Below are 16,620 nucleotides of genomic sequence, written 5' to 3'. Positions count from 1 at the left end.
GGTGCAGCACGAATTTCCACGCTTGGGGAAGTGGGGACCCGATGGACGAGGCAACCGGCAGTCAGTCGCACGACCCTGACTTTCCGGAGCGTTTCCGGCAGTTCATGCGCACCGGCTGGCGCGATTCGTCCCTCGATGTCGCGCCCCGCCCGGAGGCTCCCGACCACGCCAAGCGCCGGGCCGAGCTCGCCGCCGCGTTCCCGGGTGAGACGTTGATCATCCCGGCCGGGGTCGAGCGGGTGCGCTCCAACGACACCAACTACAGCTTCCGCCCCGGCACCGAGCACGTCTGGCTCACCGGCGAGCACGACCCCGAGTCGGTCCTGATCGTCAGCCCTTCCGGCGACGCCACCCTTTACGTGCGGCCGCGCTCGCCCCGCGACACCGACGAGTTCTTCACCGACCGCAACCACGGCGAGCTGTGGATCGGCCGCCGGCACACCCTGGCCGAGAAGGCGACCGAGCTGCAGCTGCAGACCGCGCACGTGTCGGAGCTGCCGGCCGCCCTTGACGACATCGCGCCCGGCCGCACCCGGGTGCTGCGCGGCTTCGACCCGCTCGTCGACGCGGCCGTGCGCTCGGCGAGCCCGGAGCGCGACGCCGAGCTGGCGCAGACGCTGTCCGAGCTGCGGCTGGTGAAGGACGCCTGGGAGCTGGAGCAGCTCCAGGAGGCCATCGACGCGACGGTGCGCGGCTTCGAGGACGCGGCCCGGGCCATCCCGGCCGACCGCCCCGTGAGCGAGCGGCTGATCGAGGGCCTGTTCTGGCTGCGGGCCCGCCACGACGGCAACGACGTCGGCTACGGCTCGATCGTCGGCAGCGGCCCGCACGCGGCGATCCTGCACTGGATGCGCAACGACGGCGCCACCCGCCCCGGCGACCTGCTCCTCATGGACATGGGCGTGGAGAACCGCAACCTCTACACCGCCGACGTCACCCGCACCATCCCGGTCTCCGGCATCTTCACGCCGCTGCAGCGCTCCGTCTACGACATCGTGTTCGCGGCCCAGCAGGCCGGCATCGACACCATCCGCCCCGGCGTCGCGTTCGACGACGTGCACCAGGCGTGCATGCGCGTCCTCGCCCAGGGCCTGGCCGACCTCGGCGTCCTGCCCGTGAGCGTCGACGAGGCGATGGAGAAGGAGAACATCCTGTACCGCCGCTGGACCCTGCACGGCTTCGGCCACATGCTCGGCCTCGACGTGCACGACTGCGCCAACGCCCGCAAGGCGCGCTACCGCGAGGGCAACCTCGACGCCGGCTACGTGCTCACCGTCGAGCCCGGGCTCTATTTCCAGCCCGAAGACGAGTTGGTACCGGCCGAGCTTCGCGGCCTCGCGGTGCGGATCGAGGACGACGTCCTGGTCACGCCGTCGGGTGCGCGCAACCTGTCGGACGGCCTGCCGCGCACGGCCGCGGACGTCGAGTCGTGGCTGGCCGCCCGCCGAGCCGAGCCCTACCGGCTCCCGTAGCCCCGGTCCCAGTCCTCAGCCTCCGGCCCGGGCACGGTGCACGGCCGCCGGCGTCGGCTCGTCGCCGGCCGTCCGCCCGCGCGGCGCGCGGCCGGCGGTGGTAGTCCTCGGCGGAGCCGGTAATTGCGCCATGAACGGTCCGGATCGCCATTCCCGGATTGCGCGGCGATCGACGGGCGCCGTTCACGGGTGACGGTTCGATACTGCGTCATATCGGGCGAAGCCGGCGCGTGTCCGCGGGGCGGGACAGACTTGCGCTCATAGCAAGACGGACGTACGGTTTTCTTGAGCATGGGGTGCCTCCCGGGCACCCGACACCCCGCAGCCTGGGACGGCCGTGCGCTGGGGAAGACTGGCGTACAGCAAGCAGCGCGACCAGGAAGACCGAACGACTTGACGGAAGAGGAGCACACGCCGTGGCGAGCCTCGACTCCTTCGGAGCAAAGAGTCAGCTGAGCGTCGGTGACGCCGGCTACGAGATTTACAAGATCGGCAAGGTCGAGGGCGCCGAGCGGCTGCCGTACAGCCTGAAGATCCTGCTGGAGAACCTGCTGCGCACGGAGGACGGCGCGAACATCACCGCCGAGCACATCCGGGCGCTCGGCGGGTGGGACGCGGCGGCGGATCCGAGCGTCGAGATCCAGTTCACCCCGGCCCGCGTGCTGATGCAGGACTTCACCGGCGTGCCCTGCGTGGTCGACCTGGCCACCATGCGCGAGGCGGTCGTGGAGCTCGGCGGCGACCCCAAGCGGGTCAACCCGCTCGCCCCGGCCGAGCTCGTCATCGACCACTCCGTCATCGCCGACCTCTTCGGCCGCCCGGACGCCTTCGAGCGCAACGTCGAGCTGGAGTACGGGCGCAACCGGGAGCGCTACCAGTTCCTGCGCTGGGGCCAGACGGCGTTCAACGAGTTCAAGGTCGTGCCGCCGGGCACCGGCATCGTGCACCAGGTGAACATCGAGTACCTGGCCCGGGTCATCATGAGCCGCGGCGGGCAGGCGTATCCGGACACGGTCGTCGGCACCGACTCCCACACCACGATGGTCAACGGCCTCGGCGTGCTCGGCTGGGGCGTGGGCGGCATCGAGGCCGAGGCCGCGATGCTCGGCCAGCCGGTGTCGATGCTGATCCCGCGGGTCGTCGGCTTCAAGCTCAGCGGCGAGCTGCCCGAGGGCACCACCGCGACCGACCTGGTGCTGGTCATCACCGAGATGCTGCGCAAGCACGGCGTGGTCGGCAAGTTCGTCGAGTTCTACGGGCCGGGCGTCTCCGCGGTGCCGCTGGCGAACCGGGCGACGATCGGCAACATGAGCCCCGAATACGGCTCGACGGTGGCGATCTTCCCGATCGACGACGAGACCATCAAGTACCTGAAGCTCACCGGCCGCGACGAGGCCCAGGTCGCGCTGGTCGAGGCGTACGCCAAGGAGCAGGGCCTGTGGCACGACCCGGCCGCCGAGCCGGACTACTCCGAGCGCCTCGAGCTCGACCTCAGCACCATCGAGCCCTCCCTGGCCGGCCCGAAGCGGCCCCAGGACCGGGTGCCGCTGGCCAGGGCGAAGCAGCTGTTCCGCGGCGTGCTCGACGACTACGTCGGCACCGGCGCCAGTGACGGGGTCGAAGGACCGGCCGACGAGGCCAGCGCCGAGTCGTTCCCGGCCAGCGACCCGCCGGCCAACAACCAGGACTCCAACGGCGACAAGCCGCACGAGCTCGTCTCGGCCGCGTCGGGCGCCAACGGCCGCACCTCCAAGCCGGTCCGGGTCGAGGACTACGAGCTCGACCACGGCGCCGTCGTCATCGCCGCCATCACGTCCTGCACCAACACGTCCAACCCGCACGTCATGATCGGCGCGGCCCTGCTGGCCCGCAACGCCGTCGAGAAGGGCCTGTCCCGCAAGCCGTGGGTCAAGACCACGCTCGCGCCCGGGTCGAAGGTCGTCACCGACTACTACGAGCGCTCCGGCCTGACGCCGTACCTCGACAAGCTCGGCTTCAACCTCGTCGGCTACGGCTGCACGACATGCATCGGCAACTCCGGGCCGCTGCCCGAGCCGGTCAGCCAGGCCGTCAACGAGCACGACCTCACCGTCGTGTCGGTGCTGTCCGGCAACCGCAACTTCGAGGGCCGGATCAACCCGGACGTGAAGATGAACTACCTGGCCTCGCCGCCGCTGGTGGTCGCCTACGCCCTCGCCGGGACGATGGACATCGACCTCACCAACGACCCGCTGGGCACCGGCTCGGACGGGCAGCCGGTCTACCTGCGCGACATCTGGCCGAACCCGAAGGAGATCGAGGACACCATCGCCGCGGCGATCGGGGCCGACCTGTTCTCCACCCGCTACGCCGACGTGTTCGCCGGCGACGAGCAGTGGCGCTCGCTGCCCACGCCGACCGGTGACACGTTCGACTGGGCGGGCGACTCGACGTACGTCCGGAAGCCCCCGTACTTCGAGGGCATGGCACCCGAGCCGTCGCCGGTCAGCGACATCAGCGGCGCCCGGGTCCTGGCCAAGCTGGGCGACTCGGTCACCACCGACCACATCTCGCCGGCCGGCTCCATCAAGGCCGACTCGCCCGCCGGGAAGTACCTCGCCGAGCACGGCGTGGACCGCAAGGACTTCAACTCCTACGGCTCCCGGCGCGGCAACCACGAGGTCATGATCCGCGGCACGTTCGCCAACATCCGGCTGCGCAACCAGCTCGCGCCGGGCACCGAGGGCGGCGTGACGGTCAACCACCTCACCGGCGAGCAGACGACGATCTACGACGCCTCGGTGGCCTACGCCGAGGCCGGGGTGCCGCTGGTGATCCTGGCCGGCAAGGAGTACGGCTCCGGCTCGTCGCGCGACTGGGCGGCCAAGGGCACCGCACTGCTGGGCGTGCGCGCCGTCATCGCCGAGTCCTACGAGCGCATCCACCGCTCGAACCTGATCGGCATGGGCGTCCTGCCGCTGCAGTTCCCGCAGGGCGAGTCGGCCGCCTCACTGGGCCTGTCCGGCACCGAGACGTTCACCATCACCGGCGTCGAGGCGCTCAACGACGGCACCACCCCGCGCACGGTGAAGGTGACCACGGACAGCGGCACCGAGTTCGACGCGGTCGTGCGCATCGACACCCCCGGCGAGGCGGACTACTACCGCCACGGCGGCATCCTGCAGTACGTCCTGCGCAAGATGATCGCCGCGTAGGACTCCACCTCCGGCCGAACGAGCGGCGCCGCGTCCACTGTGGACGCGGCGCCGTTTCCGTCATCCGCCCAGACCTCGCGGCCCTGCCGGCGCGACGGCGTGGAGCCCGTTGGTCGTCACGGTGCCCGGCGCGGCGGCGGGGAACCCGTTTCTCCTCGCGGTGCCCGGCGCGACGGCGTGGAGCCCGTTCGTCGTCACGGTGCCCGGCGCGGCGGCGGGAAACCCGTTTCTCCTCGCGGTGCTCGGCGTGGCGGCCGGGCGGACGGCCCTACTTGGCGCCCGGGATGCCGAAGCGGTAGATCTTGCGGGTCTTCTCGTCGATGAGCACGACCGTGTCGGCGCTCATCGAGACGTCGGTGATGATGTTGTCCTTGTCGTAGTCGGCGGTGCCGATCACCTTGCCGTCGGCCGTGCCGACCACCGCGACCTGCCACACCGTGTCGGTCCCGGTGAGGCGGATCGTCACCATGGCGACCCGGCCGCTCGACCCGGCGTATGCGTTCTTCGAGGACAGCCCGGCGCCCAGCGCGTACTTGTCGTTGCCGTTGCCCGGGTCGCTGACGATCGGGTCCTGGATGCTGGTGAACGCGCCGCCGCCGAGGACGAGCCGGCCGTCGAGCACGTACCAGTTCGGCTCGTCCTTCTCCGGCTTGGTCCACTTGGGCTTGCCGTCGGCGGTGCCGACCCCGATGAGGCTGTAGCTGGACTGCTTCGCCTTGACGCAGATCAGCGCCTCCCCGCACGGGCGGAAGTCCTCGATGTCGACCCCGGCGGTCGTCTTGAACTCCCACGCCAGGCCGAAGTCGGAGAGCCGGTAGGCGACGATCGAGTTGTCGGCGTCCTTCTTCTTGAAGATGGCCAGGCCGGCGTAGGCGATCCACGGCAGGTCGCCGGCGGAGGCGACGGTACCGTTGGCCTTCAGCTGGCCGTTGGACAGGTCGACGACGCCGGCCTTGCCCTCCGACTGCATCTGCACGACAGTGCCGGGGTCGACGTCCAGCGACTCCTGGAACGGGATGGGGTTCTGGAAGGTCAGCGCATAGCTGGGCACGAGCGCGCCGCTGCGCTTCTCGGCCGGCCAGACGAGCGACGGCTGCACGAGCCGGTCGCCGGTGGTGATGAAGCCGCCCTTGCCCTTGTGCGACCAGCGCGCCTTGCCGGTCAGCAGGTCGGTGCGCTGCACCGCGGTGTCGCCGTCGCGGATCTCGGTGATGGCGTCGGTGCCGGCGTAGAACAGGTCGATCCTGCTGTCCCACTTGTCGGTCCACTTGACGGCGCCGTCGCCGATGCTGATCACGCTGCGGGCGTTCTTGCCGTCGCGCTGGGTGTCGCGCTCGCCGTCGACGATGAGCAGGTCGCCGACGACCCGCAGGGAGACGTCCTCGGGCTCCATCGGCACGTTGGCCGTCCAGCGCTTCGCGCCGGTCGTCGGGTAGGCGTCGACGTCGACCTTGCCCGAGTTGACGACGGCCGTGAACACCGCACCGGCGCCGGCCACCGCGGTCACCTTGCCGCCGGCGCCCAGGCTGATCGGCTCGCCGACGGTGAGCCCCTCGGACTTGCCCGGCCCGGAGTCGCCGTTGCCGAGGTCGGGGAAGCCGTCCTTGACCGACTGGAACTGGTCGCCCGCCCAGCCGAAGAGCCGGTTGCCGCCGTACACGCAGCCGCCGATGATCGCCAGCACGATGACGAGCGCAATCCAGGGCCCGGTCCGGCGCCGGCGCGGCTGCTGCACGACCGGGACGCCCACGCCGTAGGCCGGCTGCCCGGGAGCCATCGGCGGCGCGCCCGGCGGGCCGGACTGCTGGGGGATCATGCGCGGCGGCATCGGCGGGGCCGGCGAGGCCTGAGCGCCCGGGAACGGCGCGGACACCGGGAACGGCACCGAGACCGGGTGCGCCGACGGTGACACCGGCGTCGCCGAGACCGGCATGGGGATCCCCGACGAGGGTGTGTGCATCGGCGGCGGGGTGTGCATGGGCGGCGGCGCGCCGTACTGCGCCGGCTGCGCCCGGCCGCCGATGGCCAGGATGCCGCCGTAGGCGACCGGGAGCTCCGGCTGCTCGGGCACCACCGGCGCCACCCCGAACCGGGCGTGCAGGCGGCTGGCCACCAGCGGGATGCGGCTGGACCCGCCGACCAGGAAGATGCCGGCGAGCTGGCGCACGTCGACGCCGGCCCGCTCCAGCACGCGGCGGGTCTCGTCGACGGCCCGGTCGATCAGGGGGCCGGCGACCCGCTCCAGCTCCTCCCGGGTCAGGTGGACGGCCTCGTCGGTGCCGGGCAGGTGCACGGGGGCGGAGGCGGCCCGGGAGAGCATCTCCTTGGCCGCGCGGACCTCGCTCCAGAACTCGCGCCGGTCGCGCTTGGCGGCGGTGCTGTCCGGGTTCGACAGGCGCTGCCAGAGCTCGGGGTTGCGGTAGCCGATGAGCTGGCCGAGGTGGCCGACGAGGGCCGCGTCGATGTCGACGCCGCCGAGGTCGTCGAGGCCGCCGATGCCGAGCACCCGCAGGCCGTCGAACTCGCGGCGGACCACCGACACGTCGAGCGTGCCGCCGCCGAAGTCGAACACCGCCAGGCTCTGCAGCGGGGCGACCTGCTGGCCGAGGACGCGCAGGCAGTATTCCGCCGCCGCGATCGGCTCGTCGACCAGGACCACCGGGCCGAGCTGGGCCGCCCGGGCCGCCTCCAGCAGCACGCCCCGGCGCTGCCCGCCCCAGTCGGCCGGGCAGGTGAGCACCGTCGAGCCGACCGGGTTGACGCCGGCCTGCAGCGACTCCTCCGCGGCCCGGCGCAGCAGGGAGGCGAGCATCTCCACGACGGTGACCTCGCTCGAGCCGAGCAGGACCGCGCCCTCGTCGATGCTGCGCTTCGGGTAGGGCTCGAAGCGCTCCGGGCTCAGCTGCGAGAGCCGCTCGGCGTCGCGGCCGACCGTGACCCGGCCCTGCTCGTCGGCGTAGATGCCGGACGGCATCACCGGCGAGCCGTCGAAGAGCAGCGCCCGCGGTGCCTCGTCGCCGCGGCGCACGACCGCGACGGTGTGGCAGGTGCCCAGGTCGATCGCGAGACGATGGGTCGGGGTGGGGCCCACTCGACGTCACCTCCAATGACTGCCCGGATGCTACGGCAGGGGTACGACAAATCCGATCGGCGGTTTGGGGTAGACAAGAACCTGACAAACGGCGAGGAGGCTGTCCCATGCGCGCAGTCATGTTCGAGGAGTACGGCGACACTTCCGTCCTGAGCGTCCGGGACCGCCCGGACCCGGAGCCCGGCCCCGGTGAGGTGCTGGTGCTGGTGGGGGCCAGCGGGGTCAACTACATGGACGTGTACCAGCGCACCGGCACCTATCAGCTGGCCCTGCCGGCCGGGCTGGGCAGCGAGGGGGCGGGCACCGTGCTGTCCTTCGCCGACGACGTGCGCGGCTTCTCCCCCGGCGACCGGGTGGCCTGGACCGGCGTCCCCGGCAGCCACGCCGAGCAGGCCCTCGTGCCGGCCGCGCGGCTCGTGCCGGTGCCGGAGCGCGTCAGCACCGAGCAGGCCGCCGCGGTCATGCTGCAGGGGCTCACCGCGCACTACCTGACCCACGACTCGTTCGCCGTGCGGCCGGGCGCGGCGGTGCTCGTCCACGCGGCCGCGGGTGGCATGGGGCAGCTCCTCACGCGCATCGTCACGCATCTCGGCGGCCGGGTGGTGGCGACGGCCTCCACGCCGGAGAAGCGGGATCTGGCGGTACGCAACGGGGCGGTTGTGGCAGTTGCTTACGCCGACGCGCTGGACGCCGTGCGCAAGGTCACCGGGGACACCGGTGTCGACGCGGTCTACGACGGCGTGGGCGCCGACACGTTCGAGACGAGCCTGCAGGCCCTGCGGCCGCGGGGGACGCTCGTGCTGTTCGGCGCGGCCAGTGGCCAGGTCCCGCCATTCGACCCGATGCGCCTGATGTCCGGTTCCTATTTCCTCACCCGGCCGACGCTCGGCCATTTCATCGCGTCGCGGGCAGAATTGCTGGAGCGCGCGGAAACGCTGTTCGGATGGGTGGCCGACGGCGTTGTCGAGGCCGCCGTTACGGGGCGTTATCCACTGGATGCGGTGGCCGACGCATACGTCGCCCTGGAGGGCCGCCGGACCACCGGAAAGCTGCTCATTGTTCCGTGATCGCGATCACAAAAGAACGAGCCCGCCATAAGTACAGTCGGGCGCGCACGGACCCACGACGGGCAGTGCATCGCCTGCGCGTTCGCTCGGGCCGGGCCGCACCGGGCTGATCGGCTCGACGGGCACGAGCACGAGGCGGGGCGCGGCGCGGGCGCGCGCCGCGGCCCGTGCGGCGGTCGGCCGGGCTCGAAGGCGCAGGCCTCCCCATCAGTGTGGCCGCTGCCGAGCCTGTGGGATGATCATCGTGCACGTTGATCACCGTTGGCTGTTCACGAACAATCCAGACACTTCACGCCGTAAATTTTACGGACATATACCCCGGCGCCGTATAAGTACGATAAGTCGAGCGGAGCGCGGCACGCAGTGCCCGACTTATCGGCCACCACCCGATTGAGCTGCGGCAACAGCGGACCACCCTCCCCGCTGCGACCCGCACCCGCTGCGGGCCCGCCCGATCACGAAGCCGGGCGGGCCCGCAGTCCACGGCCGCCGCCTCAAGCAGCCGGCGGCCTGCCGTCGCTCAACGCACGCCGGCGTCGTGCAGGAGCTCCACGATCAACGGCTCGGGATCGACGGCGAAGCCCTTGCCCGCGAACCAGCGCGCCACGTTGTTGACGTCGCGGGCCAGGAACTGCGACCCGTTCGGGTTGATCACCACGTCGACGACCTGCGGCAGGTCGATCAGGACCAGCCGCTCACCGTGCACGAGCAGGTTGTACGGGGACAGGTCACCGTGGGCCAGGCCGGCCCGGGCCAGCACCCGCAGGGCGTCGACGAGCTGCCACCACAGCGACTCCAGCTCCGGCCGCGCGGGCCGGGTCTGGGCGAGGCGAGGGGCGGCGGTGCCGTCGTCGTCGCCGACGAACTCGAGCATCAGCTCCGTGCCGAGCAGCTGCACCGGGTACGGCACCGCGACCCCGAGCTCCCACAGCCGGGCCAGCGCCGAGAACTCCGCCGCCGCCCACTGCCCCGCGAGGGCCTCGCGCCCGAAGGAGGTGCGGCTCTGCATGGCCCGGGTGACCCGGGACTCGCGGACCCGCCGGCCCTCCAGGTAGCCGGAGTCGCGGTGGAACATGCGGTGGTCGGCGTCCCGGTACCGCTTGGCCGCCAGCAGCGAGCGCCGCCCGTCCGGGATCGCCCGCTCCACCAGGTGGACGTCGGCCTCCTTGCCGGTCTTGAGCACGCCGAGGTCCACGTCCCGCGCGGCCAGTTCCGTGACCACCCACCCGGGGCGGGGTTCGGGGCCGTGCAGGACGCCGGGGGCGTCCCAGGAGGTGTAGTGCCCATCGCCGGCCGGCTCCTCGGCGGAGTCCCAGGCGATGTCGAAGTCGTGTGAGAGGCGCTTCAGAAAGGCCGGGTCGTCGTCATCGAAACGGCGGCGTGACGAAGCGTGGTTATGGTCGCGCAACGCGAGGTCTCCAGAGTCAGAAAGGGTGAGTTCATGGGCAGGCGAAAGCGCGCCGTGACGGCATCCATGTGACTCGCCTCCTTCCGAAACGAAGAGTCGTGGTTGGTGCCAGGGTGGAGCACCCCGGCCGGGCCGGCAAGCGAATTATCGCGACGCCATGGCCTCGGCGATCGCCGCGATCACCCCGTCGGCCGTCCGGGTCGGCGCGTAGCGGGTCTCGATCCAGGAGCGGCTCCGGTGCAGCCAGACGCTGCGGATGTCGGCCGCGTCCGCCCCGCCGATGTCGGCCTCCGGGCTGTCGCCGATCATCCAGGCGTTTGTCAGGCGCATCCGGGCCCGCTCGGCGGCGATCGCGAAGATGCGCGGGTTGGGCTTGCGCACGCCCACCTCTTCGGAGATGACCCAGTCGGCGAGGTACCGGTCAAGGCCGGTCTTGCGCAGTTTCTCCTCCTGCTGCCGCGACTCACCGTTGGTGACGACGACCGGCACCCAGCCGGAGTCCTCGGCGATGGCCAGGGCGCAGGCGGTCAGCGGATCGAGCCGGATCCGGTCCATGATCGCCTGCCGGATCTCCTCGACCAGATCGAGCGCGCTGTACCGCAGCCCGTACCGCCCCCGCAGCCCCTCGGCGACGTCCCAGGTGGAGTTCATGCCGTCGGCGTCGATCGAGAGCAGCCACTCGAGATCATATTCAGGCGCGCCGATCTGCCCGAGGAACTCCGCCGCCCAAGCGCGGAACGCCCCAGCCCTGTCAAGCAGGGTGTCGTCCAGGCTGAGCAACAACAGGGGCACGCGGGCAGGGTACGTGACCGGATTGATATCGAACAGATAGTCAGGTTCACGTACGGCTTGGCATACCGGTGCAAATCCGGGCAAAAAGCCAGCAAGAAACGCGGCCGAAACCATCCTGTTCGCAAACCGTATGTACGGCTTGCATAATCGACGGGTGCCCAGGGTTAGCCAGGACCAGCTCGACGCGCGCCGGAAGGAGATTCTCACCGGCGCCCGGACGTGCTTCGCCCGCCACGGCTACGAGGGCGCGACCGTGCGGCGGCTCGAAGAGGAGATCGGCCTGTCCCGCGGCGCGATCTTCCACCACTTCCGGGACAAGGACTCGCTCTTCCTGGCCGTCGCCGAGGACGACGCCGCCACCATGGTAGCCACCGTCGCCCAGCACGGCCTCGTCCAAGTCATGCGCGACCTGCTCTCGGAGGCCTCGGCCTCCGGCACCGGCGAGCCCGACGTCACCGGCTGGCTCGGCAGCCAGCTCGAGGTCTCCCGGCGGCTGCGCACCGACCCCGAGTTCGCCAAGCGCTGGGCCGCCCGGGCCGAGGCGATCACCGCCGCCACCCGCGAGCGCCTCCAGCGCCAGCTCGAGGCCGGCGTCCTGCGCGACGACGTCCCCATCGCCACCCTGGCCCAGTTCCTGGAGCTCGCCTACGACGGCCTCGTCCTGCACCTCGCGACCGGCCGGCCGGTCGAGGACCTGGAGGCCGTACTGAGCCTGGTTGAAGCGGCAGTCCGAAAAAAGTAGCCACAAGGTTTGCTCAAGTGTCCGGCCGGTGACACGCCCGGCTCGACACCCGCACCCACACTTGCGACATGGAGACCTCGATCGTGGCGGCCCCGGGTGACACCTGGGGCATCCCGGGCCCGCAGTTCCTGTGGCTGTACTTCGGCCTCGCCGCTGTCGCGATCATCGGCGTGCTCATCTGGCGGCGCTCGATCACGGGCGGCCCGTCACTGCGCAGCGCCCGCGACCTCACCCCGACCCAGGCCGCGCTGATCAACGGGGATCGCCGCCTCGCCGTCTACTCCTCCCTCGCCGCCCTGCGCACCGCCGGCTCGATCGAGACCGACAAGCAGGGCAAGCTCCGCCAGACCGCGATCCCGCCGACCGGCGCGCCGGAGCTCGACCGGGCCATCTACTCGGTGGCCGCCAACGGCATCACCACCACCGGCGTGCAGACGCACCCGACCGTCCGGGCCGTCCTCGACCGGGCCGAGTCCGAGCTGGCCCAGGCCGGCTGGATCCTCGACAGCCAGGCCCGCCGCACCGTGCGGATGGGCGCCCTCGTCGTCTTCGCGGTCGTCGCCCTCGGCATCGCCCGGGTGTTCGCCGGTATCGCCAACGAGCGCCCGGTGACCAACCTGGTGCTCATGATGATCCCGGTGCTCGTCATTGCACTGTTCCTATTGGGGGTACCGCGGGTGTCGTCGAGCGGCAAGCGCCTGCTCGCCCGGATGCGCAGTGCGGCGCAGCACCTCTCCCCCGGCCAGAAGCCCTCATGGGCCACCTACGGCCCGCAGGCCGCGGCCCTGAGCGTCGGCCTCTTCGGCGTCGGCGCGTTCCTGGTCGCCGACCCCGCGTTCGCGGCCGAGGCCGAGCTGCAGCGCAACATCGCCCTGACCGGCTCCGGCTACTCCGGCGGCAGCACCTCCTACGGCTGCTCCAGCTCCAGCTCCGGCGACTCGGGCTCCAGCTCCAGCTGCAGCAGCGGTTCGAGCTGCGGCTCCAGCTGCGGCGGCGGGGGCTGCGGGGGATGAGCGGCCCGCGGTACGGCGTCGGCATCGGCTGGCGCCCCGAGATCGCCGGCTACGTCGCCGGCCTCCCGGGCCTGCGCTTCACCGAGGTCGTCGCCGAGTCGATCCACACGCACGCGCCGGTGCCCGACGCGCTCGCCGAGCTCGTCGGGCGCGGCGTCACCGTCGTCCCGCACGGCGTCAAGCTCTCCCTGGGCGGCGCCGAGCCGATCGCCGACGAACGCGCCGCCCACCTCTACGAATGCGCGCAGCTGCTCAACGCCCCGCTGGTCAGCGAGCACATCGCGTTCGTGCGGGCCGGCGGCGTCGAGGCCGGGCACCTCCTGCCGGTCCCCCGCACCCGCGAGGCGGTCGCCGCGATCGTCGCCAACGTCAGGCGCACGCAGTCGGCGCTGGGCGGGGTACCGCTGGCGCTGGAGCCGATCGCCGCCCTCTTCGACTGGCCGGACCCGGAGCTCACCGAGGCCCAGTTCCTCACCGAGATCCTCGACCGCACCGGCTGTGCCCTGCTCCTGGACATCGCCAACGTCTACGCCAACGCCCGCAACCGCCACGAGTCACCCACCGCGCTGCTCGACGAGCTCCCGCTGGAGCGCATCGCGTACGTCCACGTGGCCGGCGGCACGGAGGCCGGCGGCTTTTATCACGACACCCACACGGACGCCGTGCCGGCGGAGGTCCTCACCCTGATCAAGGACCTCTGCGCCCGCACCACCCCACCGGCCCTGATGCTGGAGCGCGACGGCGACTACCCCGCCGCCGCCACCTTGACCGCGGAGCTGGACGCGATCGCCACCGCCGCCGGCTGGCCGGTGATCACATGACCGACCTGGCCACCGCGCAGCAGGCCCTGGTCGCCGCCCTGGTCGCGGGCGGTGAACTACCGGAGGGCTTCGACCCGGCGGCGGTCCTGGCAACGAAGAGCGCCCTGCGCCGCAAACGCGCCGGCGAGGTGGCCGCCCGCTGGCCGTTCCTGGCCGCGTCGTACGGCAAGGACTGGCCGAAGCGCTTCGCCGCCTGGGCCGAGTCCCGCCCACCGCAGGGTTCTCTCCGCGACGGCTGGGACTTCGCCCGCTCCATGGGTACCGCGCTGCCTCCCCTGGCCCGCGAAGAGCTGGACGCTCGGGAGCGCGAGTACGCGTACGACGGCACCGCTCCCCCGACCCCCCGCCCGCGCTCCCTCTGGTCCCGCCTCCGCCTCCGCCGCCGCTGACGCACCACCATGCTCCGACCCGGCCTCGCCCGCCCGCCGTCCACATGCTCCACCTTCACGCCCGCCGTCGGCTTCCTAGGAGGCTAGGTTGAGCCCTCAGCCCCGCCTGGCCGCCGTAGGATCGCGCGCATGGATCTCGGGTTGAGCGATCGCGTGTACGTGCTGACCGGCGCCTCCCGCGGCCTCGGGTTCGCCACCGCGCAGGCTCTCGCGGCGGACGGCGCGAACGTGGTCGTCTCGGGGCGCACGGAGGCCACGGTGAAGGCGGCCGTCGATGCGCTGGGGCCGGAGCGGGCCGTGGGCCTGGTCGCCGACCTGGGTGCCCCCGACACCGGTGACCGGCTGGTGGCCGCGGCCCGGACGCGGTTCGGCCGGCTGGACGGTGCGCTGATCTCGGTCGGCGGGCCGCCGCACGGTGGCGTGCTGGACGTGGCCGACGAGGACTGGCACGCCGCCTTCGCCACGCTGTTCATGGGCACCGTCCGCCTGGCCCGCACGCTGGCCGCGGCCCTGGGCGAGCGCCCGCCCGGCGACGCGGCGGCGATCGGCCTGGTGCTCTCCTCATCGGTACGCCAGCCGCTGAGCACGCTCGCCATCTCCAACGGTTTCCGCCCGGGCCTCGCGGGCCTGGCCAAGGACCTGTCGAACCAGCTGGGCCCGAAGGGCATCCGCGTCTTCTCTCTCCTGCCCGGCGCCTTCCTCACCGACCGCAACCTCGAGCTGATGGCCGCCGCCCCGGACCCGGCCAAGGCCCAGGCCGACCGGTCCGCCACGATCCCGCTGCGGCGCATGGGCCGCCCGGAGGAGTTCGGCCGCGTCGCCGCCTTCGCCCTCTCCCCGGCGGCCTCTTACCTGACAGGAACCGCCCTGCGCATCGACGGCGGCGTCATCACCGCCATCTGACCGCCCGCCGTACCCCCGCGGCCGTCCGATGGGCGGTGGAGGCCCGGCGAGATCGGTTGGCCGGGCCCGAACGACCGGGAGCGCAGGCTGCCCGATTCCGGACAGTACGAGCCCGAACGAACGGTCCCGCCGGACGATCGTTCGACGACGGAATCCGAAGGTCAACGGCCCTTTGCCCGCACACAGAGCCAGAGCGCCGGGTCGAGAACGACAGGATCCGAATGATTTCGCCTGACTTGTATCAGGAACGACCGGCCCGTCCTCATGTCAGCGGCAAGGCGCCGCAACCCCCCACTTCGGCGGCGCCCCACGGGGACGGAGAACCACCCATGCAGCCGCAGCCCACCGCGTTACCCGGCGACCATCGCGCCGACGCCACCGCTCACCGGACGGACCTCCCGCCGACCCGGTCATGACCACCCCCGACGAGGCCGACGACGAGGCGTTGCTGGCCGACCTCCGCCGGCTCTTCACCGTGGCCGACCCGATCCCCACCGAACGCGCCCGTATCGCCCCGCCCACGGCGGAGCCGGCCCCCGGGAACGACGCGGAGCCCCGCGGTCCCTTCCTGCGCGACGGCTCCCGGCGGCCCGGCCCGCTCCCACCGCCGTAGCGGAGGGTGTCCGATTTGTGGGTAGCGGCAGGACGCGCCCATAAGCCGATAACGCACACCCAACCGCCAGCACGCTCCGTAACGCCATCGATGCGTAAGGTCTCGCACCGAGTTACGGGGGAACCATGAAACTCGCACTGTGCATCGGCATCAACGACTACCCCGGCACCGAGAACGACCTGGCCGGCTGCCGCAACGACGCCGAGGACTGGGCCGCGGCGCTGAGCGCCCGCGGCTTCGCCATCGACAGCCTCATCGACGGCGCCGCGACCGGCGAGGCGATCCGGGCCGGCATCCGCCACCTCCTGACCACCGCCACGAGCGGCGACACGGTCGTCATCACCTACTCGGGCCACGGCACGTGGGTCCCCGACACCGGCGGCGACGAGCCCGACCACCGCGACGAGGCCCTGTGCCCGCACGACATCGCCGAGAACGGCCCGCTTCTGGACGACGACCTGCACGACCTGTTCGCCCGGAGCGGCCCGGGCGTCCGCACGGTCCTGATCTCCGACTCCTGCCACTCCGGCACCCTGACCCGCCTCAACCGCCCGCTGGGCGACCACCCGACCCGCACCCGCTTCCTGCCGCCCGCCACCTTCCTCACGCCGCAGGACCGCCGGCGGGCGAGCACCATCGACACCCACCTCCCACCGCGCCGTCACACCGCCGCCACGCCCCGGCTCCACACCGCAGTCACCGGCGCCGGCCCGCACCGGGTCCCGGACCGGCCGCGGCCCGCCGACCACCGCCCAACGGCGCTGCTGCTGGCCGGCTGCGCCGACACCGAGTACGCCTACGACGCCACGTTCAACGGCCGTCCCAACGGCGCATTCACCTACGTCGCCCTGTCGGCGCTGGCCGGCCTGCCGCAGAGCGCCACGTACCGCGACTGGATCGAGGCGATCCGCGTCAGCCTCCCGAGCCAGGACTACCCGCAGACCCCGTCGCTGGCGGCCACCCACCTCCAGCTCGCCTGGCCCCTCCTGGCCTGACGATCGCGGTCCGCCGCACCGAAACCGGCGCCAAATACAGCGAACCGGCGGGGTGCCCCCGAACCCGCACCCCGCCCTCGCCCCTTCCGCACACTCACCTGGCACCCGGAAACCGGGCGC

At 72.1% G+C, this 16,620-nt stretch carries 13 protein-coding genes; 10 read left to right on the top strand and 3 right to left on the bottom strand.

Features of this window, described 5'->3' with window-relative positions; all coding sequences use genetic code 11:
• Window positions 1–41: 41 nt before the first annotated feature.
• Entirely contained in the window at window positions 42–1,472 is a 1,431-nt protein-coding gene (locus Dvina_RS10325; RefSeq protein ID WP_223102237.1) for an aminopeptidase P family protein, read from the top strand.
• Between the two features lie 416 nt (window positions 1,473–1,888).
• Window positions 1,889–4,666, top strand: a complete 2,778-nt coding sequence (locus Dvina_RS10320) for an aconitate hydratase (protein ID WP_223102236.1) — start codon at window positions 1,889–1,891, stop codon at window positions 4,664–4,666.
• A gap of 268 nt (window positions 4,667–4,934) precedes the next feature.
• On the opposite strand, the gene Dvina_RS10315 is transcribed toward Dvina_RS10320, so the two are convergent.
• Window positions 4,935–7,757 (bottom strand): Hsp70 family protein, encoded by a 2,823-nt coding sequence (locus Dvina_RS10315; protein WP_223102235.1) that lies wholly within the window; start codon window positions 7,755–7,757, stop codon window positions 4,935–4,937.
• Between the two features lie 107 nt (window positions 7,758–7,864).
• On the opposite strand from Dvina_RS10315, the gene Dvina_RS10310 reads away from it, so the two are divergent.
• The gene (locus tag Dvina_RS10310; RefSeq protein WP_246656129.1) at window positions 7,865–8,824 is read left to right on the top strand and encodes a quinone oxidoreductase family protein; all 960 of its coding nucleotides are present in this window, start codon (window positions 7,865–7,867) and stop codon (window positions 8,822–8,824) included.
• 520 nt (window positions 8,825–9,344) lie between these two features.
• Here the strand turns inward: Dvina_RS10310 and Dvina_RS10305 are convergent.
• Together Dvina_RS10305 and Dvina_RS10300 are read right to left on the bottom strand one after the other, a co-directional pair.
• Window positions 9,345–10,232 carry a serine protein kinase RIO gene (locus tag Dvina_RS10305; protein WP_223102234.1) on the bottom strand — a complete coding sequence of 296 codons (888 nt, stop codon included), beginning with the start codon at window positions 10,230–10,232 and terminating at the stop codon, window positions 9,345–9,347.
• A 144-nt stretch (window positions 10,233–10,376) separates the two neighbouring features.
• Entirely contained in the window at window positions 10,377–11,024 is a 648-nt protein-coding gene (locus tag Dvina_RS10300; protein WP_223102233.1) for an HAD family hydrolase, read from the bottom strand.
• 154 nt (window positions 11,025–11,178) lie between these two features.
• Here Dvina_RS10300 and Dvina_RS10295 point away from each other — a divergent pair, with 154 nt between their 5' ends.
• The 7 genes from Dvina_RS10295 (at window position 11,179) to Dvina_RS10265 (ending at window position 16,500) form a co-directional block, all read left to right on the top strand.
• Complete coding sequence (locus Dvina_RS10295) at window positions 11,179–11,766, top strand: TetR/AcrR family transcriptional regulator (protein ID WP_223102232.1); 588 nt, start codon at window positions 11,179–11,181, stop codon at window positions 11,764–11,766.
• 68 nt (window positions 11,767–11,834) lie between these two features.
• Window positions 11,835–12,779, top strand: coding sequence for a TIGR04222 domain-containing membrane protein (locus Dvina_RS10290; protein WP_223102231.1), 945 nt, complete (start codon window positions 11,835–11,837; stop codon window positions 12,777–12,779).
• On the top strand, window positions 12,776–13,600 hold the full coding sequence (locus Dvina_RS10285; protein ID WP_223102230.1) for an MbnB/TglH/ChrH family RiPP precursor modification enzyme: 825 nt from the start codon (window positions 12,776–12,778) through the stop codon (window positions 13,598–13,600). Before Dvina_RS10290 ends, Dvina_RS10285 begins: the two co-directional genes overlap by 4 nt.
• Window positions 13,597–13,989: an SCO6045 C-terminal-like domain-containing protein gene (locus Dvina_RS10280; RefSeq protein ID WP_223102229.1), complete on the top strand. Its 393-nt coding sequence runs from the start codon at window positions 13,597–13,599 to the stop codon at window positions 13,987–13,989. Before Dvina_RS10285 ends, Dvina_RS10280 begins: the two co-directional genes overlap by 4 nt.
• Before the next feature lie 129 nt (window positions 13,990–14,118).
• Complete coding sequence (locus Dvina_RS10275; RefSeq protein WP_223102228.1) at window positions 14,119–14,892, top strand: SDR family oxidoreductase; 774 nt, start codon at window positions 14,119–14,121, stop codon at window positions 14,890–14,892.
• A 412-nt stretch (window positions 14,893–15,304) separates the two neighbouring features.
• Complete coding sequence (locus Dvina_RS10270) at window positions 15,305–15,505, top strand: hypothetical protein (RefSeq protein WP_223102227.1); 201 nt, start codon at window positions 15,305–15,307, stop codon at window positions 15,503–15,505.
• 125 nt (window positions 15,506–15,630) lie between these two features.
• Window positions 15,631–16,500 (top strand): caspase family protein, encoded by an 870-nt coding sequence (locus Dvina_RS10265; RefSeq protein WP_223102226.1) that lies wholly within the window; start codon window positions 15,631–15,633, stop codon window positions 16,498–16,500.
• The last annotated feature ends 120 nt before the right edge of the window (window positions 16,501–16,620 follow it).

Source organism: Dactylosporangium vinaceum (assembly GCF_019904175.1).
Lineage (GTDB): Bacteria > Actinomycetota > Actinomycetes > Mycobacteriales > Micromonosporaceae > Dactylosporangium > Dactylosporangium vinaceum.
This window is presented reverse-complemented; position numbering and strand designations above follow the sequence as displayed.

What these genes read in the sequence shown, in the direction of transcription:
- Dvina_RS10325 (WP_223102237.1), top strand. Translation starts at nt 42, where the DNA reads ATGGACGAGGCAACCGGCAGTCAGTCGCACGACCCTGACTTTCCGGAG.
- Dvina_RS10310 (WP_246656129.1), top strand. Translation starts at nt 7,865, where the DNA reads ATGCGCGCAGTCATGTTCGAGGAGTACGGCGACACTTCCGTCCTGAGC.
- Dvina_RS10290 (WP_223102231.1), top strand. Translation starts at nt 11,835, where the DNA reads ATGGAGACCTCGATCGTGGCGGCCCCGGGTGACACCTGGGGCATCCCG.
- Dvina_RS10285 (WP_223102230.1), top strand. Translation starts at nt 12,776, where the DNA reads ATGAGCGGCCCGCGGTACGGCGTCGGCATCGGCTGGCGCCCCGAGATC.
- Dvina_RS10280 (WP_223102229.1), top strand. Translation starts at nt 13,597, where the DNA reads ATGACCGACCTGGCCACCGCGCAGCAGGCCCTGGTCGCCGCCCTGGTC.
- Dvina_RS10275 (WP_223102228.1), top strand. Translation starts at nt 14,119, where the DNA reads ATGGATCTCGGGTTGAGCGATCGCGTGTACGTGCTGACCGGCGCCTCC.
- Dvina_RS10270 (WP_223102227.1), top strand. Translation starts at nt 15,305, where the DNA reads ATGACCACCCCCGACGAGGCCGACGACGAGGCGTTGCTGGCCGACCTC.
- Dvina_RS10265 (WP_223102226.1), top strand. Translation starts at nt 15,631, where the DNA reads ATGAAACTCGCACTGTGCATCGGCATCAACGACTACCCCGGCACCGAG.